We start from the raw sequence: 14,661 nt of genomic DNA, 5'->3' as shown, positions 1-14,661 counted from the left end.
CACCGGACAGGGGGCATGATGGCGAAGAAGTCCAAGAAGAATGCGTTCAAGAAGCACGTCGCGTTCGGCGGCCGCATGGTCATGATCGGCTTCGGCTCGATCGGCCAGGGCGTGCTGCCGCTGATCTTCCGCCACATCGACATCAAGCCGGAGCAGATCACCGTGATCTCGGCCGAGGACCGCGGCGGCCTCAAGGAGATGAAGAAGTTCGGCGTCACTTTCATCAGGAAGCGCCTGACCAAGGACAACCTGCGCCAGACCCTCGACAAGAAGGTCGGCAAGGGCGACTTCGTGGTCAACCTGTCGGTCGAGGTCGCTTCCACCGCGCTGGTCGAGCTCTGTCAGGAGAAGGGGGCACTGTACCTCGACACCTGCATCGAGCCCTGGCCCGGCGGCTACACCGACCCGAACCTCCCGGTCTCGCTGCGCTCCAACTACGCGCTGCGCGAGACCATGCTGGCGCTGAAGCCCAGGTACCAGGGCGGCCCGACGGCGGTGATCGCGCACGGCGCCAACCCGGGCCTGGTCTCGCACTTCGTCAAGAAGGCGCTGGTCAACCTCGCCAAGGATGCCGGCATGGGTGCGGTCAAGCCGACCGGCCGCGAGGGCTGGGGCGAGCTGGCGCGCGATCTCGGCGTCAAGGTGATCCACGTCGCCGAGCGCGACACCCAGGTCTCGAAGAAGCCCAAGAAGGTCGGCGAGTTCGTCAACACCTGGTCGATCGACGGCTTCGTCTCGGAAGGCAGCCAGCCGGCCGAGATGGGCTGGGGCACGCACGAGAAGGTGCTGCCGGTCGACGGCGCGCGCCACGAGTTCGGCTGCGGCGCGGCGATCTACCTGAACCGCCCGGGCCTGGTGACGCGCGTCCGCACCTGGACGCCGCTCGAGGGGCCGTTCCACGGCTTCATCATCACCCACAACGAGTCGATCTCGATGGCCGACTACTACACGGTCCGGGATGGGAATGGGGAGGGCGGCGACACCGTCGCCTACCGGCCGACCGTGCACTACGCCTACCATCCGTGCGACCAGGCGATCATGTCGATGCACGAGTGCGCCGGCAAGAGCCTGCAGCAGCAGAAGCAGCAGCGCCTGATGGTCGACGAGATCACCGACGGCCGCGACGAGCTGGGCGTCTTGCTGATGGGCCACCGGAAGGGCATCTACTGGTACGGCAGCCAGCTCGACATCCACGAGGCGCGCGAGGTCACGCCCTACAACAACGCGACCTCGATCCAGGTCTGCGCGCCGGTGCTCTCGGGCATTGTCTGGGCGCTGGAGAATCCGGAGCGCGGCATCGTCGAGGCCGACGAGATGGATTTCGAGCGCAACCTCGAGATCTGCATGCCGTATCTCGGCCCGATGGTCGGCAAGTACGGCACCTGGACGCCACTGCAGGACCGCGAGCAGCTGTTCCCCGAGGACCTCGACCGCGACGATCCCTGGCAGTTCAGGAACTTCCGGGTGACCTGAGGCCGACCATGCCGTTCACCCCCTTTCACCTGGGGCCGGGCGCCGTCTTCAAGGCGATCGGGGGCCGGCATTTCAGCTTCATGATCTTCGGCGGCTCGCAGGTCCTGATCGACCTCGAGCCGCTGGTGCACATGGTCCGGGGCGATCCGGTGCTGCATGGCCCGGCTCACACGTTTGTCGGTGCGCTCGGCGTCGCAGTGGTTGCGGCGGTCGTCGGACGGCCGGCGAGCGCGTTCGTCCTGCGCCGCCTCGGCGCGCGGGACGCTTCGATCGGCTGGACCGTCGCCGGCGTCAGCGCGCTGGTCGGCACCTGGTCGCATGTCGTCCTGGACGGGTTAATCCACCGCGACATGCATCCGCTGTGGCCGCTGGCCACCGGCAATCCGTTGCTCGGGCTGGTCTACGTCGAGACCCTCTACCAGGCCTGCCTGGCCTGCGGCGTGATCGGCGCAGCCGCGATCGCGCTGCGCGCCGCGGCGCGACACAGGATACACCGCCGCTCCGGAGCCGACTGAGCCGTCCTGGGATCAGGGGCCGGCCACCGCGCGCTGCATGGCCTCCAGCTCCTTGATCGCCTCCCAATCGGGGGTCAAGGCGCCGACGAGGCGGCCGATCACGCGATAGCGCATCGCCGCATCGAGGAGGACGATGCGGAATCTCGGATCGTCCCACATCGTCCGCACCTGGTGGCGCATGATGTCGACCTCGTCGGGCGAGAAGTCGCCCCAGTAGTACATCAGCAGCCCGATCCGCTGGCGCCAGAGCGAGTGGTCGTTGGGCGACATGTCGAGCGAGGTCATCAGCGGCGCGACGATGTCGCGCGACGGGGCTTGGCGGAAGCTTCGGATGATGGCGAGCCGCAGCCACGACCGTCCGTCGGCGGGATTGGCCTTCAGCGCCTCGATCGTGCGCTCCTCGGCCTGCGTCAGCCAGGTCGCGTGCTGCGGGCTGTCGTCCGGGTAGGCCAGCGCCAGCTCGAGCTCGACGACGCTGAGGTTGGCCACGTATCGCGCCGGTCGATCCCAGCGCAGCGCCTTCTGCAGCGTGTCGCGGCTCTCTTGCAGTTCCCCCAACGCAATCCGCTGGCCCGACAGGAGCGCGGACAAGCCGGCAGGGCCGCTTGCGATCGTGGTGGCGGTGATGGACCGCGGAACGGCCAGCGCCAGCAACGAGACGCCGAGCCCAAAAGCGAGGGCCGCCGCGGTCAATCCGATCTTGTCGATTGACCTGCGGCGGCCCCGCTTCTCAGGCTTTCCTTGCGCGACGCCCGTTGGCGAGCGCCCCATGCTACCTCACTGGCTGCCGACCGGCGGCGGCGGCGGAGGCGGCGGGGGGGGCGGCGGCGGCGGCGGAGGCGGCGGCGGCGGGGGAGGCGGCGGCGGGGGAGGCGGCGGCGGCGGCGGCGGCGGCGGCGGCGCCGGGGCGATACCGGTCTGAGCCTGCACCGCAGCGCCCGCAGTCGGGTTGGTAGCGTTCACCTGGCCCGTAAAGCTGGCGATGGCCGCGTTGGAACCGCCGTTAGCGGTGATCGCCCCCGCAACAGCCGGGGCCAAGGCCACGGCGTTGGGGCTTGCCGCAACGGCGCCGCCCACGACCGAGACGACGTTATTCGCGATCGCCGGTGGGGCTTGTGCGATGACCTGTGCGATCAGGGTCGCGTTCCCGGTGCCCGCCAGCGAGGTGCCGAGTGCCGCACCGCCGGCGCCACCGGCGACCAGGTTGCTGCCGACGACGGAGGCAATCAGGCTCGGGCTGCCCGAATTGACGATGGCCGCCGCGGCGGCGTTGATGGCCGCGGCGTTGCCGCCGGCAGCCACATTGGCCATGACGACGGCGACGGCATTGGCGTCGCCGCTGGCGATCGCCGCGTTCAGCGTGTTCGTCGTTGCACTATCGAGCTGTGCGAATGCCGGTCTATTTGGAGCGCCGCCGACGAGCAGAACGCCCGCGACCGCGATCGCGAGTGACTTCGTGATCCAACGCATGTTGCGTCCACCCCCCACCTAGAAGACGAGTTCGTTTGTGCCATTTCGCACCGCACCTGACAAGGTTGGACCGCTCAGGAAAGCGTGATGCCCAGGGGGCGAATCGACGCTATCTCACGACAGGTACGTTGCAGAGACACCGCCATCCACCACTAATGTATGGCCGTTGACATAAGAGGCGGCCGGGGAGGCCAGGAACAGGGCGGCGCCGGCGATCTCGGCCGGCTGGGCCCAGCGCTTGGCCGGGCAGCGCTCGCGCTGGCGCTCGCCCATCGGCGAGGCCATCAGCTCGGCATTGGTCTCGGTGGCGAAGAAGCCGGGGGACAGGGCATTGGCGGTGACTCCCTTGGCGCCGAGCTCGGCGGCCAGCGCCCGGGCCAGGGCCGCCAACCCGCCCTTGGCGGCGATATAAGAGGAGGCGCTGGGCACCGCGAGCTGGCCGGCGATCGAGGTCACCAGGATCACCCGGCCCCAGCCGCGCTCAACCATGCCCGGCACCACCAGCTTGACCAGGGCATGGGCGGCGGACAGGTCGACGTCGATCAGGCGGGCGAAATCGTCCGGCTCGATCTGGTCGAACGGCCGGCGGTCGCGCTCGCCGACATTGTGGATCAGCACGTCGACCGGCCCGATCCCGGCCAGCGCCTGGCGCATCGCGGCGCGGTCGGCCATGTCGAAGGCCACGGCGTCGGCGGCATGGCCGGCCTGGCGCAGGGCGTCGACCCTGTTCGCTAGGCGCTCCGCGGCGCGGCCGTGCAGCAGCACGCGCGCTCCTGCCTCGGCCAGCGCGCGCGCCATCTCCCAGCCCAGGCCGCGGCCCGAGCCGGTGACCAGGGCGGTGCGGCCGTCGAGGCGGAATTGATCGGGAAACGTCGACATCGGGGGGAACGCTCGTCTATTGCACGGTCGTCTTTAATGAATCCGAGTAAGCGTTGGATTGGCGAATGCTGCAACTACCCCCCTTGCAACTGCCTCGCGTGATCGGCCATCGCGGCGCGATGGCCTATGCCCCGGAGAACACGCTGGCCTCGTTCCATGAGGCCAGGCGGCGCGGCGCGACCTGGGTCGAGATCGACGTCAAGCTCAGCGCCGACGGCGTGCCGATCGTGATGCACGACGCCTCGCTCGAGCGCACCATGGGCATCGCCCGCCTGGTCGCCGAGACGCCGCGCGCCGAGCTGCCGGCCGACGTGCCGACCTTCGAGCAGGCGATCGCCTGCTTCCGCGAGCTGGGGCTCGGCTGCAACGTCGAGATCAAGCCATGCGAGGGCCGCGAGGCGGAGACCGCGCGCGTCGCCGTCGAGACGCTGCGCCGCGTCTGGCCGAGTGCGCTGCCGTCGCCGCTGCTGTCGAGCTTCAAGGACGCTTCGCTGAAGGCGGCGATGGCGGCGGCACCGGAGTTCGCGCGCGCGCTGCTGATCGGCGAGCTCGGCGAGGACTGGGAGGCGCGCGCCCAAGCGGTCGGCGCCGCCGGCATGAATGTCGGCAGGCGCAAGCTCACTGCGGCCGCCGCGGTGGCGATCAAGCGCGCGGGCCATGCGCTGTCGGTCTGGACGGTCAACGATCCCGACGAGGCGCGCGCGATCGTCGGCATGGGCGCCGACTGCATCATCACCGACGCGCCCGACGTGATCCTGCGCGCGATAGCTTAAAGGGCCGGCGTCGGCCCCTTGCGGTCGCGGCAGACCGCCTCGATGGCGGCCGCCGCGGCGCCCAGCCGCTCGCCGAGCATGCGGCAGGCGAGCTGCGAGGCCGGCGCGGGCTTCATGCCCAGCGTGAGACGCGGATCGTAGAGCGTGTGGATCAGATGCAGGTCGAGCGGGCTGAGCGCGCGCCGACCGTGGGTGTAACTCAGGATGCTGTCGGCGGCATGCGGATGCGAGTTGAAGCCGAAGGCGTGCATCGCCTCGTGCACGGTGCAGCGGTCGATGTCGCGCATGCGGGTCGGATTGATGCGCAGCTCGCCGCGATTGATCGCCCAGCTCTTCCACCAGCTGTTGGCGAAGCAGTATCCCGCCTTGCCGTTCACGCCGTTCTCGTCGAAGTAGACGACGAAGTTGGCGCCGCTGCTCGCCGACAGGTCGACCACCGGCACGCCGGCCTCGACCGCGATCGTGCGTACCGCCTCGCGGGTGATGCGCACGAGGTCGGGATGGGTGCTGGGATTGTCGAAGCCGAGCTTGATCGGCTCGAGCCATTTGCGGACGCCGATCGGCCGGGCGTCGTCGTCGCCGAGCCTGAGCGCGCTCTCGTCGAAGGCGCGCGCGGCATCGGCCAGCATGTCGCGCGACTGCGCGCCGACGGGCGCTGGCAGCAGACCGGCCGCGAGCAGAAGACAGGCCAGAAATCGCATCATCGTGCGCCCCCGCGCCGCGCCCCATCCTAGCCCGGTTGCCGCTGAAAAGGGGGTTGCGCCGGGGGATAGTCTTGAGGGACTGTAATCTAACTGAAATAAGACAGTCGCATTGAAGTCTCGGGTCCCGCCGATACAGGGGCCGGGCCGGGACTCATTTGGGAGGCTTTTCGAGCATGTCACGCATTCTGCTGTCGTCCGTTGCGGCGGTCGCCGTCATGGCGAGCGCGCACGGCGCTGCCGCGCAAACCGAGATCCAGTTCTGGCACGCCATGGGCGGAAACCTGGGCGACACGGTCAACGAGCTCGCCGCCGGCTTCAATGCCTCGCAGAAGGAATACAAGGTCACGGCGGTCTACAAGGGCTCCTACACCGAGACCCTGACCGCGGCGATCGCCGCCTTCCGCGCCAAGCAGGCGCCGCACATCGTGCAGGTGTTCGAGGTCGGCACCGCCAACATGATGGCCGCCAAGGGCGCGATCTATCCGGTCTACCAGGTGATGGCCGACGCCAAGGAGCCGTTCGATCCCAAGGCCTATATCGGCCCGGTCTACGGCTACTACTCGACGACCGACGGCAAGCTCTTGTCGATGCCGTTCAACTCCTCGACGCCGGTGCTCTACTGGAACAAGGAGCTGCTGCAGAAGGCCGGCCTCGATCCCAACAAGCCGCCGACAACCTGGGACGAGCTGGGCGAGATGGCCGGCAAGGTCGTCGCTGCCGGCGGCAAGTGCGGGTTCACGCCGCAGTGGCAGACCTGGACGATGATCGAGAACTACGGCGCCTGGCACGACCTGCCGTTCGCCACCAAGGCCAACGGCTTCGGCGGCACCGACATCGAGCTGAAATTCAACGACCAGCCGCGCATCAAGCACATCCAGCGCCTGGCCGACTGGAGCAAGGACAAGCGCTTCGTCTACGGCGGCCGCGAAGGCAAGTCGGACTCGCTGTTCAACGGCGGCGAGTGCGCCTTCCGCGTCGGCTCGTCGGGCTCGGCCGCGGGCGCCGAGAAGGCGCTGGGCAAGGACAAGGTCGGCATCGGCATGATGCCGTACGACCCGGCCGTGCGTCCGAAGCCGCAGAACTCGATCATCGGCGGCGCCACCCTGTGGGTGCTGCAGGGCAAGCCGAAGGCCGAGTATGCCGGCGTCGCCAAGTTCATGACGTATCTCTCGAGCACGCCGGTCCAGGCCAAGTGGCACCAGGACACCGGCTACGTGCCGATCACGCTGGCCGCCGCCAGGGCGACCGAGGACGCGGGCTTCTACAAGGCCAACCCGGGCCGCGACGTCGCGGTCAAGGAGCTGACGCTGAATCCGCCGACCGACAACTCCAAGGGCCTGCGCATCGGCAACTTCGTGCAGATCCGCGACGTCGTCGACGAGGAGCTGGAATCGGTGTGGTCGGGCAAGAAGGACGCCAAGACCGCGCTCGACGAGGCGGTCAAGCGCGGCAACGAGCTGCTGCGCAAGTTCGAAGCGGCGAACAAGTAGCAGAGACGGCGTGGCGGCCTGCCCCCTCCCTGCCTCCCCCGTCAGACGGGGGAGGCGCCCGAAGGGCGGAGGGGGAAGGCCGCGCGGCTAAAACCGATGGAAAAGCGCGTCACTTTCAACGAGCGGTGGCTGCCCTATCTTCTGGTGGCGCCGCAGATGGTCATCACCATCGTCTTCTTTTTCTGGCCGTCGGCCCAGATGCTGTTCCAGTCGGTGGTGGTCGAGGACGCGTTCGGCGGCAACACCAAGTTCGTCTGGTTCGAGAATTTCACCAGCCTGCTGAAGGAGCCCGCCTACTACGATTCGGTGCGGGTCACGCTGGTGTTCAGCTTCCTGGTGGCGGCGGTGGGGCTCGCCCTGTCGCTGCTGCTGGCGGTGATGGCCGACCGCATCATCCGCGGCGCCTCGGCCTACAAGACCATCCTGGTGTGGCCGTATGCCGTCGCCCCGGCCGTCGCCGGCGTGCTGTGGGGCTTCCTGTTCAATCCTTCGGTCGGCACGGTGTCGTGGCTGCTCCACGGCATCGGCATCGACTTCAACTACGTGACCAACGGCAACCAGGCGCTGATCCTGATCGTGATCGCCGCGGTCTGGAACCAGGTCAGCTACAACTTCCTGTTCTTCCTCGCCGGCCTGCAGTCGATCCCGAAGTCGCTGATCGAGGCGGCGGCGATCGACGGCGCGGGACCGGGCCGGCGCTTCTGGGACATCGCCTTCCCGCTGCTCTCGCCGACCGGCTTCTTCCTGCTGGTGGTCAACATCATCTACGCCTTCTTCGGCACCTTCGGCGTGGTCGCCTCGCTGACCCAGGGCGGGCCGGGGCAGGCGACCAACATCCTGGTCTACAAGGTGTGGAACGACGGCTTCCGCGGCCAGGATCTCGGCGGCTCGTCGGCGCAGTCGGTGATCCTGATGCTGGTGGTGATCCTGCTGACCGTCGTGCAGTTCCGCTTCATCGAACGGCGGGTGCATTACTGATGCCCAACTCCACATGGTAGAGAACCGCCCCTGGCTGACGGCGTTCAGCCACCTCGTCGTGCTGCTGGGCGTGCTGGTCATCGCCTTCCCGATCTGGATGACCTTCGTCGCCTCGACCCACGACCAGGCGACCATGCTGCGTCCGCCGGTGCCGATCTGGCCGGGCACGCACCTGTTCGAGAACTATCGCGAGGTCATCCTCAACGGCTACGGCGGCAAGGTCGGCAGCGTGCCGCTGGCGATGACGCTGTTCAACAGCATGGTGATGTCGCTGGGCATCGTGATCGGCAAGCTGCTGATCTCGATCATCGCCGCCTTCGCCATCGTCTATTTCAAGTTCCCGCTGCGCATGACCTGCTTCTGGGCGATCTTCGTGACGCTGATGCTGCCGGTCGAGGTGCGCATCGTGCCGACCTACGGCGTCGTCGCCAACCTCGGCATGCTCGATTCCTACGCCGGCCTGATCGTCCCGCTGATCGCCTCGGCGACCGCGACCTTCCTGTTCCGCCAGTTCTTCCTCAGCGTGCCCGACGAGCTCGCCGAGGCGGCGCGGGTCGACGGCGCAGGGCCGATGCGCTTCTTCTTCGACATCCTGCTGCCGATGAGCCGGACCTCGATCGCGGCCCTGTTCGTGATCCAGTTCATCTACGGCTGGAACCAGTATCTCTGGCCGCTGCTGATCACGACCAAGGAGAGCTTCTACACCGTGGTCGTCACGGTCTCGCGCCAGGTCCAGGTGACCGACGCGGTGCCGCAGTGGAACCTGCTGATGGCGATGGCGATGCTCGCCATGCTGCCGCCGGTGATCGTGGTGGTGTTCATGCAGCGCCAGTTCGTGCGCGGCCTGGTCGAGACGGAGAAATAGGATGGCGCAAGTCCATCTGCGCGGGGTCAAGAAGACCTACGACAACAAGGTCGCGGTCATCCACGGCATCGACATGGAGATCGCCGACGGCGAGTTCATCGTCATCGTCGGTCCCTCGGGCTGCGGCAAGTCCACCCTGCTGCGCATGGTGGCGGGGCTGGAGCGCATCACCGGCGGCCAGGTCGCGATCGGAGACCGCGTGGTCAACGACCTGGAGCCCAAGGACCGCGACATCGCGATGGTGTTCCAGAACTACGCGCTCTACCCGCACATGAGCGTGTACAAGAACATGGCTTATGGCCTGAAGATCCGCGGTCTGCCCAAGGCCGACATCGACGCCCGCGTGCGCAAGGCGGCCAAGATCCTCGAGCTCGAGAAGCTGCTCGAGCGGCTGCCGCGCCAGCTCTCGGGCGGCCAGCGCCAGCGTGTCGCGATGGGCCGCGCGATCGTGCGCGAGCCGGCGGTGTTCCTGTTCGACGAGCCGCTCTCCAACCTCGACGCCAAGCTGCGCGTCCAGATGCGGCTTGAGATCAAGCGGCTGCAGCGTGAGCTCGATGTCACCTCGATCTACGTCACGCACGACCAGGTCGAGGCGATGACGCTCGCCGACCGGCTGATCGTCATGAATGCCGGCGTCGCCGACCAGATCGGCACGCCGATGGACGTCTACGACAAGCCGGCCTCGGTGTTCGTCGCGGGCTTCATCGGCTCGCCGGCGATGAACTTCCTCGCCGCCAAGGTCGGCGCCGACCAGAAGTCGGTCGATCTTGCCGGCACCGGGGCGAAGCCGGTCAGCCTGCCGCTCGCCGTGGCGACCTCGGCCGTCGCCGGCACGCCGCTGGCGCTGGGCCTGCGGCCCGAGCACCTGCTGCCGGCGAGCGACGGGCCGCTCGAGTTCGAGATCGAGATGGCCGAGCCGCTGGGCGCCGACACCCTGCTGCACGGCCGCTTCGGCGATGCGCGCGAGCTGGTCACGGTGCGCCAGGGCGGCCATGTCACGGCCGCGCTCGGCGAGGTCCACCGCTTCTCGATCGGCGCCACCCGGCTACACCTGTTCGATTCGCAGACCGGGCGGCGCATCGCCGATGCCTGAGGCGCGGCGGTGCCGCTGATCCGGAGGCTGTCAGCCGTCGTGCGGCATCGCACGCGCTCCTTCAGGCGTTGCTGCCGTACTTCAGCGTGCAGCCGTAGGGCCGGGTCGAGGCGTCGGTCACCGGCTTGCCGGCCAGCACCTCGTCGAGCGCGACACGGACATACTGCTTGGCCTTCGGCACGTCGGACACGCTCGACGACGGGATCGAATCGATGCCGCCCTTGTAGACCAGCAGGCCCGAGGCATCGATGACGTACATGTGCGGCGTCACGGTCGCCCCGTAGGCGCGGGCGATCTTGCTTTGCGGATCGAGCAGGAAAGCGGCCGGCGCGGCGTTGCGCGTCCTGGTGAGATCGTTGGCTTGCGCGGCGGTGACGAAGCCCTGCTCGCCGGGCGCCGAGGAGGCGACGGTCAGCCAGACCACGCCCTTGGCCGCGGCCTCGCGCTGCTGGGTCTGCATGTTGGCCGAGCTGTAGTGCTTGCGGACGTAGGGGCAGTCCTGGTTGGTGGTCTCGAGCACCACGACCTCGCCCTTGAGCTCGGCGAGCGACCAGGTCTTGCCGTTGCTGTCGGTGGCGGAGAAGGCGGGGGCCGCTTTGCCGAGATCGCTGGTGGCGAAGGCGGCGGCGGGAGCGAGCGCCGCGGCGGCGCCGCCGATGAGAAGAGAGCGACGCGGGACGATGAGCTTCGACATGCAGACCTCCTAGCGCCTGGCGTGCAGTTCGGAGAGGATCGCCGCTTCGGTCAGCACCTGCGGCAGGATCTTGGGGCGTTCGGCGCCCGGTGCCCAATAGAGATACAAGGGCACGCCGGCGCGGCCCAGTTCCTTCAACAAGGACGTGATCTCGGGATCGCGGTTGGTCCAGTCGCCCTTCAGCTTCACGGTCCCCGTCTGTTCGAACGCCTTGCGGGTCGCCGGCGTTTCCAGCGCCACCCGCTCGTTGACCAGGCAGGTGATGCACCAGGCGGCGGTGAAATCGACGAACACCGGCTTGCCGGCCGCTGCGGCCTCGGTCATGCGCGCGCGCGAGAACTTCTCCCAGCCCTCGAAATTGACGCCCTGCGAGGGGCCGCCCGCGGCCGACGCCGCCGTCGCCGGGCCATCCTCCAGCTTGAGCACGGCACCCAGCGCCAGCAGCACCGCGGCGGCGGCCAGCCCGCGCCGCACCCAGGTGCCGATCGAGCCGGGGGAGCTGAGCCGCAGCAGCCAGATCGCGAAGCCGATCAGCACCATGCCGCCCAGCGCATAGATCACGCCGTCCGGACCGGTCTGCTGAGTCAACACCCAGATCATCCAGACCGCCGACGCGAACATCGGAAAGGCCAGGAACTGGCGCAGCCGGTCCATCCATACGCCGGGCCGCGGCATCAGCCGCTGCAACGCGGGCGTCATCGACAGCGCGAGATAAGGCAGGGCGAGGCCGACGCCCATGGCGAGCAGCACGGCCACGGTCTGCGGCGCCGGCTGGCTGAGCGCGAAGCCCAGCGCCGCCGCCATGAACGGCGCGGTGCAGGGCGTCGCCACGACGACCGCCAGCACGCCGGTGAAGAAGGCGCCGGTGACGCCGCGCTTTGCGGTCAGACCCTGACCGAAGGCGAAGCTGCCGCCGATCTCGAACACGCCGGCGAGGTTGAGGCCGACGACGAAGAACAGGTAGGCGATCAGCAGCGAGAAGATCGGCGACTGGAACTGGAAGCCCCAGCTCACGTCGCCGACGCTCGAGCGGATCGCGACCACGACCGCGGCCATCGCCGCGAAGGCGACCAGCACGCCGCCGGTATAGGCAAGACCATCGCGCCGCATCGCGCTGCACTCGTGGCCGGCCAGCCGCGCGAAGGCCGCCGCCTTCATCGCCAGCACCGGGAACACGCAGGGCATCAGGTTCAGGATCAGGCCGCCCAGCAGCGCGAACAGCAGCGCCTGCACCAGCGAGATCGATTCGCCGCCGCTCGCCGACAGCGGCGATGCCGGCACGAAATTGGGATCGACCTTGGCGGTGACGTCGAAGGCCTGGCGCTGCTCGCCGTCGCCGGTCTTCTCGGTCAGCACCAGCGTGCCCGCGATCTGCTGCGGGGCGGCGGCCTTGGCCGAGGTATCGGCCTTGGCGTCGCCCTTCTTCAGCGGAATCGTGATGCCGTTCGCCGTCACGACAGCCTTCTGCTGCGCCATGTTGGCGACCGGTCCCCATTCGGCGGGGAAGAAGTAGGCGTCGCGGATCGTCTCGGGCTTCAGCCCCTTGGCCGCGACCTCGAGCGTCGGATCGCCCGCCTTCGAGAGCCCGAAGCGCGCGGGCCACGGGCTCTCCGTCGGTACCGTACGGCGCGCCTTGTCGAACAGCGCGCGGGTATCGGCATCGGCCGGCTTCGACGAACCGACCGGCAGGATGAGCGTGAACTTGCCCTCTTCGGGAATGCACACGTCCTCGCACACCAGCCAGGTGGCGTCGGCGTTGAGCGCGAGCTGGCCCGACGCGTCGGCGGCCGGCGTGATCCTGGTCAGCAGCAGGACATCGTCGTGATAGCCGTAGTTGATGACGCCGCCGATGTTGAAGAAGCTGGGCGCCGGCCAGACGATCGGATCGGCCTTGGCGCCGCTGAGCTTCCAGTTGATCTCGGTCGGCAGGCCCGAATCGCCGGGGTTCTTCCAATAGGTGTGCCACTTCGGCCGGATGGTGAGCCGCAGGCCGGCCCAGAACGGCTGGCCGGCGGAAACCTCGGAAACCTCGGAAACCAGCTCGGCGCGGATGTTCTCCGTCTTCACCACGGACGCCGGCGGGGACGACTGCGCGAACCCAGGTCCGGCGACGACGAGGGCGAGCAGGAAAGCAAGCAAACGGGCCATGATCACGCCCTTAAGTGACCCTGCCGGTACGTTCTGGCAAGCCAAGACGGATCACCGGGCCGTGATAGGGTGCCTGTGTCATGACACCAACTCTTTCCGCCCGCCATCTTTTGGACACGCTCGATACTCTGGCCCGCGTCGGGGCCATCGAGGGCGGCGGTTGCGCGCGGCTCGCGCTCACTGACGAGGACAAGGCCGGCCGTGACCTGGTGGCCGGCTGGATGAGGGATCTCGGCCTCGAGGTGCGCATCGATGCCATCGGCAACGTCGTCGGTTTGCGCGCCGGGCGCGAGAATACCGCCCCGGTGATGACCGGCAGCCACATCGACACCGTGCGCACCGGCGGCCGCTACGACGGCAACTATGGCGTCCTCGCCGGGCTGGAGGTCGTGCGCGCGCTGAACGAGGCGCAGGTCACGACGCGCCGGCCGATTGCCGTCGCCGTCTTCACCAACGAGGAAGGTGCGCGCTTCACGCCCGACATGATGGGCAGCCTGGTCTATGCCGGCGGCCTCCGCCTCAACGAAGCCTATGCCGCGACCGACAAGGACGGCGTCGCGGTCGGCGACGAGCTGCGGCGCATCGGCTATCTCGGGGCGACCAAGCCGGGCGCTCTGAAGCCGCACGCCTTCCTCGAGCTGCACATCGAGCAGGGGCCGATCCTCGACGAGGAGAAGGTGACGATCGGCGTGGTCGAGAGTGTCCAGGGCATCTCGTGGACCGAGTACACCGTCACCGGCGTCTCTAACCACGCCGGCACGACGCCGATGCGCCTGCGCCGCGACGCGGGCTATCTCGCGGCTTCGGTGAACCTGTTCGCGCGCAAGCTTGCCTGGGAGATGGGCGGCCACCAGGTCGCGACCGTCGGCTCGCTGGCGCTGCGGCCCAACCTGATCAACGTCGTGCCCAACCGCTGCGTCTTCACCGTCGACCTGCGCAACACCGACGAGGCCAAATTGAAGGAAGCCGAGGCGAAGGTCGCTGCGCACATCGCCGAGGTCGCGGCGGCCGAGCGGGTCGAGGTCGAGGCCAAGGTGCTGGCGCGCTTCGAGCCGGTGATCTTCGATGGCGGCCTGGTCGACCGCGTCGAGCATCATGCCAAGGCTCTTGCGCTGTCGACGCGGCGCATGCCGTCGGGCGCCGGCCACGACGCGCAGATGATGCAGCGCATCTGCCCCACGGCGATGATCTTCGTGCCCTCGGTCGCGGGGCTGAGCCACAACGTCAAGGAGCACACCGAGGCGGCCGACCTCGCGGTCGGCGCCGAGGTGCTGCTCAACCTGATGCTCGAGCTGGCCGAGTCCTGAGAGTCCGGCGAGTCCCGACCGTCTCAGACTCGTGAGGCGAGGCTTCGGATGGCATGGCCGGCATTGTACCGCGCCGAGGCGATCGCCGTCGGCACGGCATCGGATTCGAATCGATCGCGATCGGCAGCATGCGGGTTGACAGGACGCGATTCGCACCCGCGCGGGCGAGGCGACCGGCGAATTTCCGTGTGTTTCCCCGGCAAGCGACGGCTGGTTGTGGCCAACGCCTGAGAGTAAATTCCTGTCGATCTTTGTTCGCAACCCGCGGGGGG

14 protein-coding genes are annotated in these 14,661 nt (G+C 68.4%); 8 read left to right on the top strand and 6 right to left on the bottom strand.

The genetic code is table 11. The features are described 5' to 3' along the window. Positions 1-15: 15 nt before the first annotated feature. Positions 16-1,473 (top strand): saccharopine dehydrogenase NADP-binding domain-containing protein, encoded by a 1,458-nt coding sequence (locus J0J01_RS23390; RefSeq protein ID WP_296385094.1) that lies wholly within the window; start codon positions 16-18, stop codon positions 1,471-1,473. Positions 1,474-1,481: 8 nt separating this feature from the next. Continuing rightward, positions 1,482-1,988 (top strand): hypothetical protein, encoded by a 507-nt coding sequence (locus J0J01_RS23385; RefSeq protein ID WP_296385093.1) that lies wholly within the window; start codon positions 1,482-1,484, stop codon positions 1,986-1,988. A 12-nt stretch (positions 1,989-2,000) separates the two neighbouring features. On the opposite strand, the gene J0J01_RS23380 is transcribed toward J0J01_RS23385, so the two are convergent. From J0J01_RS23380 to J0J01_RS23370, 3 genes are all read right to left on the bottom strand, one after another. Continuing rightward, a complete protein-coding gene (locus J0J01_RS23380) occupies positions 2,001-2,681 on the bottom strand; it encodes a hypothetical protein (protein WP_296385091.1) in 681 nt (226 codons plus the stop codon). Between the two features lie 84 nt (positions 2,682-2,765). Then, on the bottom strand, positions 2,766-3,458 hold the full coding sequence (locus tag J0J01_RS23375; RefSeq protein ID WP_296385089.1) for a hypothetical protein: 693 nt from the start codon (positions 3,456-3,458) through the stop codon (positions 2,766-2,768). Positions 3,459-3,572: 114 nt separating this feature from the next. Next, the gene (locus J0J01_RS23370; protein WP_296385088.1) at positions 3,573-4,337 is read right to left on the bottom strand and encodes an SDR family oxidoreductase; all 765 of its coding nucleotides are present in this window, start codon (positions 4,335-4,337) and stop codon (positions 3,573-3,575) included. Positions 4,338-4,420: 83 nt separating this feature from the next. Between J0J01_RS23370 and J0J01_RS23365 the strand changes: the two genes are divergently transcribed. Continuing rightward, positions 4,421-5,110, top strand: coding sequence for a glycerophosphodiester phosphodiesterase family protein (locus tag J0J01_RS23365; protein WP_296385086.1), 690 nt, complete (start codon positions 4,421-4,423; stop codon positions 5,108-5,110). Here the strand turns inward: J0J01_RS23365 and J0J01_RS23360 are convergent. After that, positions 5,107-5,814 carry a DUF2927 domain-containing protein gene (locus tag J0J01_RS23360; RefSeq protein WP_296385083.1) on the bottom strand — a complete coding sequence of 236 codons (708 nt, stop codon included), beginning with the start codon at positions 5,812-5,814 and terminating at the stop codon, positions 5,107-5,109. The two genes, J0J01_RS23365 and J0J01_RS23360, sit on opposite strands and share 4 nt — an antisense overlap. A gap of 173 nt (positions 5,815-5,987) precedes the next feature. Here J0J01_RS23360 and ugpB point away from each other — a divergent pair, with 173 nt between their 5' ends. From ugpB to J0J01_RS23340, 4 genes are all read left to right on the top strand, one after another. After that, on the top strand, positions 5,988-7,304 hold the full coding sequence (gene ugpB, locus J0J01_RS23355; RefSeq protein WP_296385081.1) for a sn-glycerol-3-phosphate ABC transporter substrate-binding protein UgpB: 1,317 nt from the start codon (positions 5,988-5,990) through the stop codon (positions 7,302-7,304). A gap of 96 nt (positions 7,305-7,400) precedes the next feature. Further along, the gene (gene ugpA / locus J0J01_RS23350; protein ID WP_296385079.1) at positions 7,401-8,282 is read left to right on the top strand and encodes a sn-glycerol-3-phosphate ABC transporter permease UgpA; all 882 of its coding nucleotides are present in this window, start codon (positions 7,401-7,403) and stop codon (positions 8,280-8,282) included. 13 nt (positions 8,283-8,295) lie between these two features. After that, positions 8,296-9,147 carry a sn-glycerol-3-phosphate ABC transporter permease UgpE gene (gene ugpE, locus J0J01_RS23345; RefSeq protein ID WP_296385078.1) on the top strand — a complete coding sequence of 284 codons (852 nt, stop codon included), beginning with the start codon at positions 8,296-8,298 and terminating at the stop codon, positions 9,145-9,147. Position 9,148: 1 nt separating this feature from the next. Beyond that, positions 9,149-10,240 carry a sn-glycerol-3-phosphate import ATP-binding protein UgpC gene (locus J0J01_RS23340; protein ID WP_296385076.1) on the top strand — a complete coding sequence of 364 codons (1,092 nt, stop codon included), beginning with the start codon at positions 9,149-9,151 and terminating at the stop codon, positions 10,238-10,240. Positions 10,241-10,301: 61 nt separating this feature from the next. On the opposite strand, the gene J0J01_RS23335 is transcribed toward J0J01_RS23340, so the two are convergent. Further along, positions 10,302-10,934 (bottom strand): thioredoxin family protein, encoded by a 633-nt coding sequence (locus tag J0J01_RS23335; protein WP_296385074.1) that lies wholly within the window; start codon positions 10,932-10,934, stop codon positions 10,302-10,304. A 9-nt stretch (positions 10,935-10,943) separates the two neighbouring features. After that, a complete protein-coding gene (locus tag J0J01_RS23330) occupies positions 10,944-13,082 on the bottom strand; it encodes a protein-disulfide reductase DsbD domain-containing protein (protein ID WP_296385072.1) in 2,139 nt (712 codons plus the stop codon). A gap of 80 nt (positions 13,083-13,162) precedes the next feature. Between J0J01_RS23330 and J0J01_RS23325 the strand changes: the two genes are divergently transcribed. Further along, entirely contained in the window at positions 13,163-14,389 is a 1,227-nt protein-coding gene (locus J0J01_RS23325) for a Zn-dependent hydrolase (RefSeq protein ID WP_296385070.1), read from the top strand. Positions 14,390-14,661: the final 272 nt, after the last annotated feature.

Origin of the sequence: Reyranella sp. (assembly GCF_017305915.1) — a bacterium.
Taxonomy (GTDB): Bacteria; Pseudomonadota; Alphaproteobacteria; order Reyranellales; family Reyranellaceae; genus Reyranella.
This window is presented reverse-complemented; position numbering and strand designations above follow the sequence as displayed.

What these genes read in the sequence shown, in the direction of transcription:
- ugpE (WP_296385078.1), top strand. Translation starts at nt 8,296, where the DNA reads ATGGTAGAGAACCGCCCCTGGCTGACGGCGTTCAGCCACCTCGTCGTG.
- J0J01_RS23370 (WP_296385088.1), bottom strand. Translation starts at nt 4,337, where the DNA reads ATGTCGACGTTTCCCGATCAATTCCGCCTCGACGGCCGCACCGCCCTG.
- J0J01_RS23375 (WP_296385089.1), bottom strand. Translation starts at nt 3,458, where the DNA reads ATGCGTTGGATCACGAAGTCACTCGCGATCGCGGTCGCGGGCGTTCTG.
- ugpB (WP_296385081.1), top strand. Translation starts at nt 5,988, where the DNA reads ATGTCACGCATTCTGCTGTCGTCCGTTGCGGCGGTCGCCGTCATGGCG.
- ugpA (WP_296385079.1), top strand. Translation starts at nt 7,401, where the DNA reads ATGGAAAAGCGCGTCACTTTCAACGAGCGGTGGCTGCCCTATCTTCTG.
- J0J01_RS23390 (WP_296385094.1), top strand. Translation starts at nt 16, where the DNA reads ATGATGGCGAAGAAGTCCAAGAAGAATGCGTTCAAGAAGCACGTCGCG.
- J0J01_RS23340 (WP_296385076.1), top strand. Translation starts at nt 9,149, where the DNA reads ATGGCGCAAGTCCATCTGCGCGGGGTCAAGAAGACCTACGACAACAAG.
- J0J01_RS23325 (WP_296385070.1), top strand. Translation starts at nt 13,163, where the DNA reads ATGACACCAACTCTTTCCGCCCGCCATCTTTTGGACACGCTCGATACT.
- J0J01_RS23385 (WP_296385093.1), top strand. Translation starts at nt 1,482, where the DNA reads ATGCCGTTCACCCCCTTTCACCTGGGGCCGGGCGCCGTCTTCAAGGCG.
- J0J01_RS23335 (WP_296385074.1), bottom strand. Translation starts at nt 10,934, where the DNA reads ATGTCGAAGCTCATCGTCCCGCGTCGCTCTCTTCTCATCGGCGGCGCC.
- J0J01_RS23330 (WP_296385072.1), bottom strand. Translation starts at nt 13,082, where the DNA reads ATGGCCCGTTTGCTTGCTTTCCTGCTCGCCCTCGTCGTCGCCGGACCT.
- J0J01_RS23360 (WP_296385083.1), bottom strand. Translation starts at nt 5,814, where the DNA reads ATGATGCGATTTCTGGCCTGTCTTCTGCTCGCGGCCGGTCTGCTGCCA.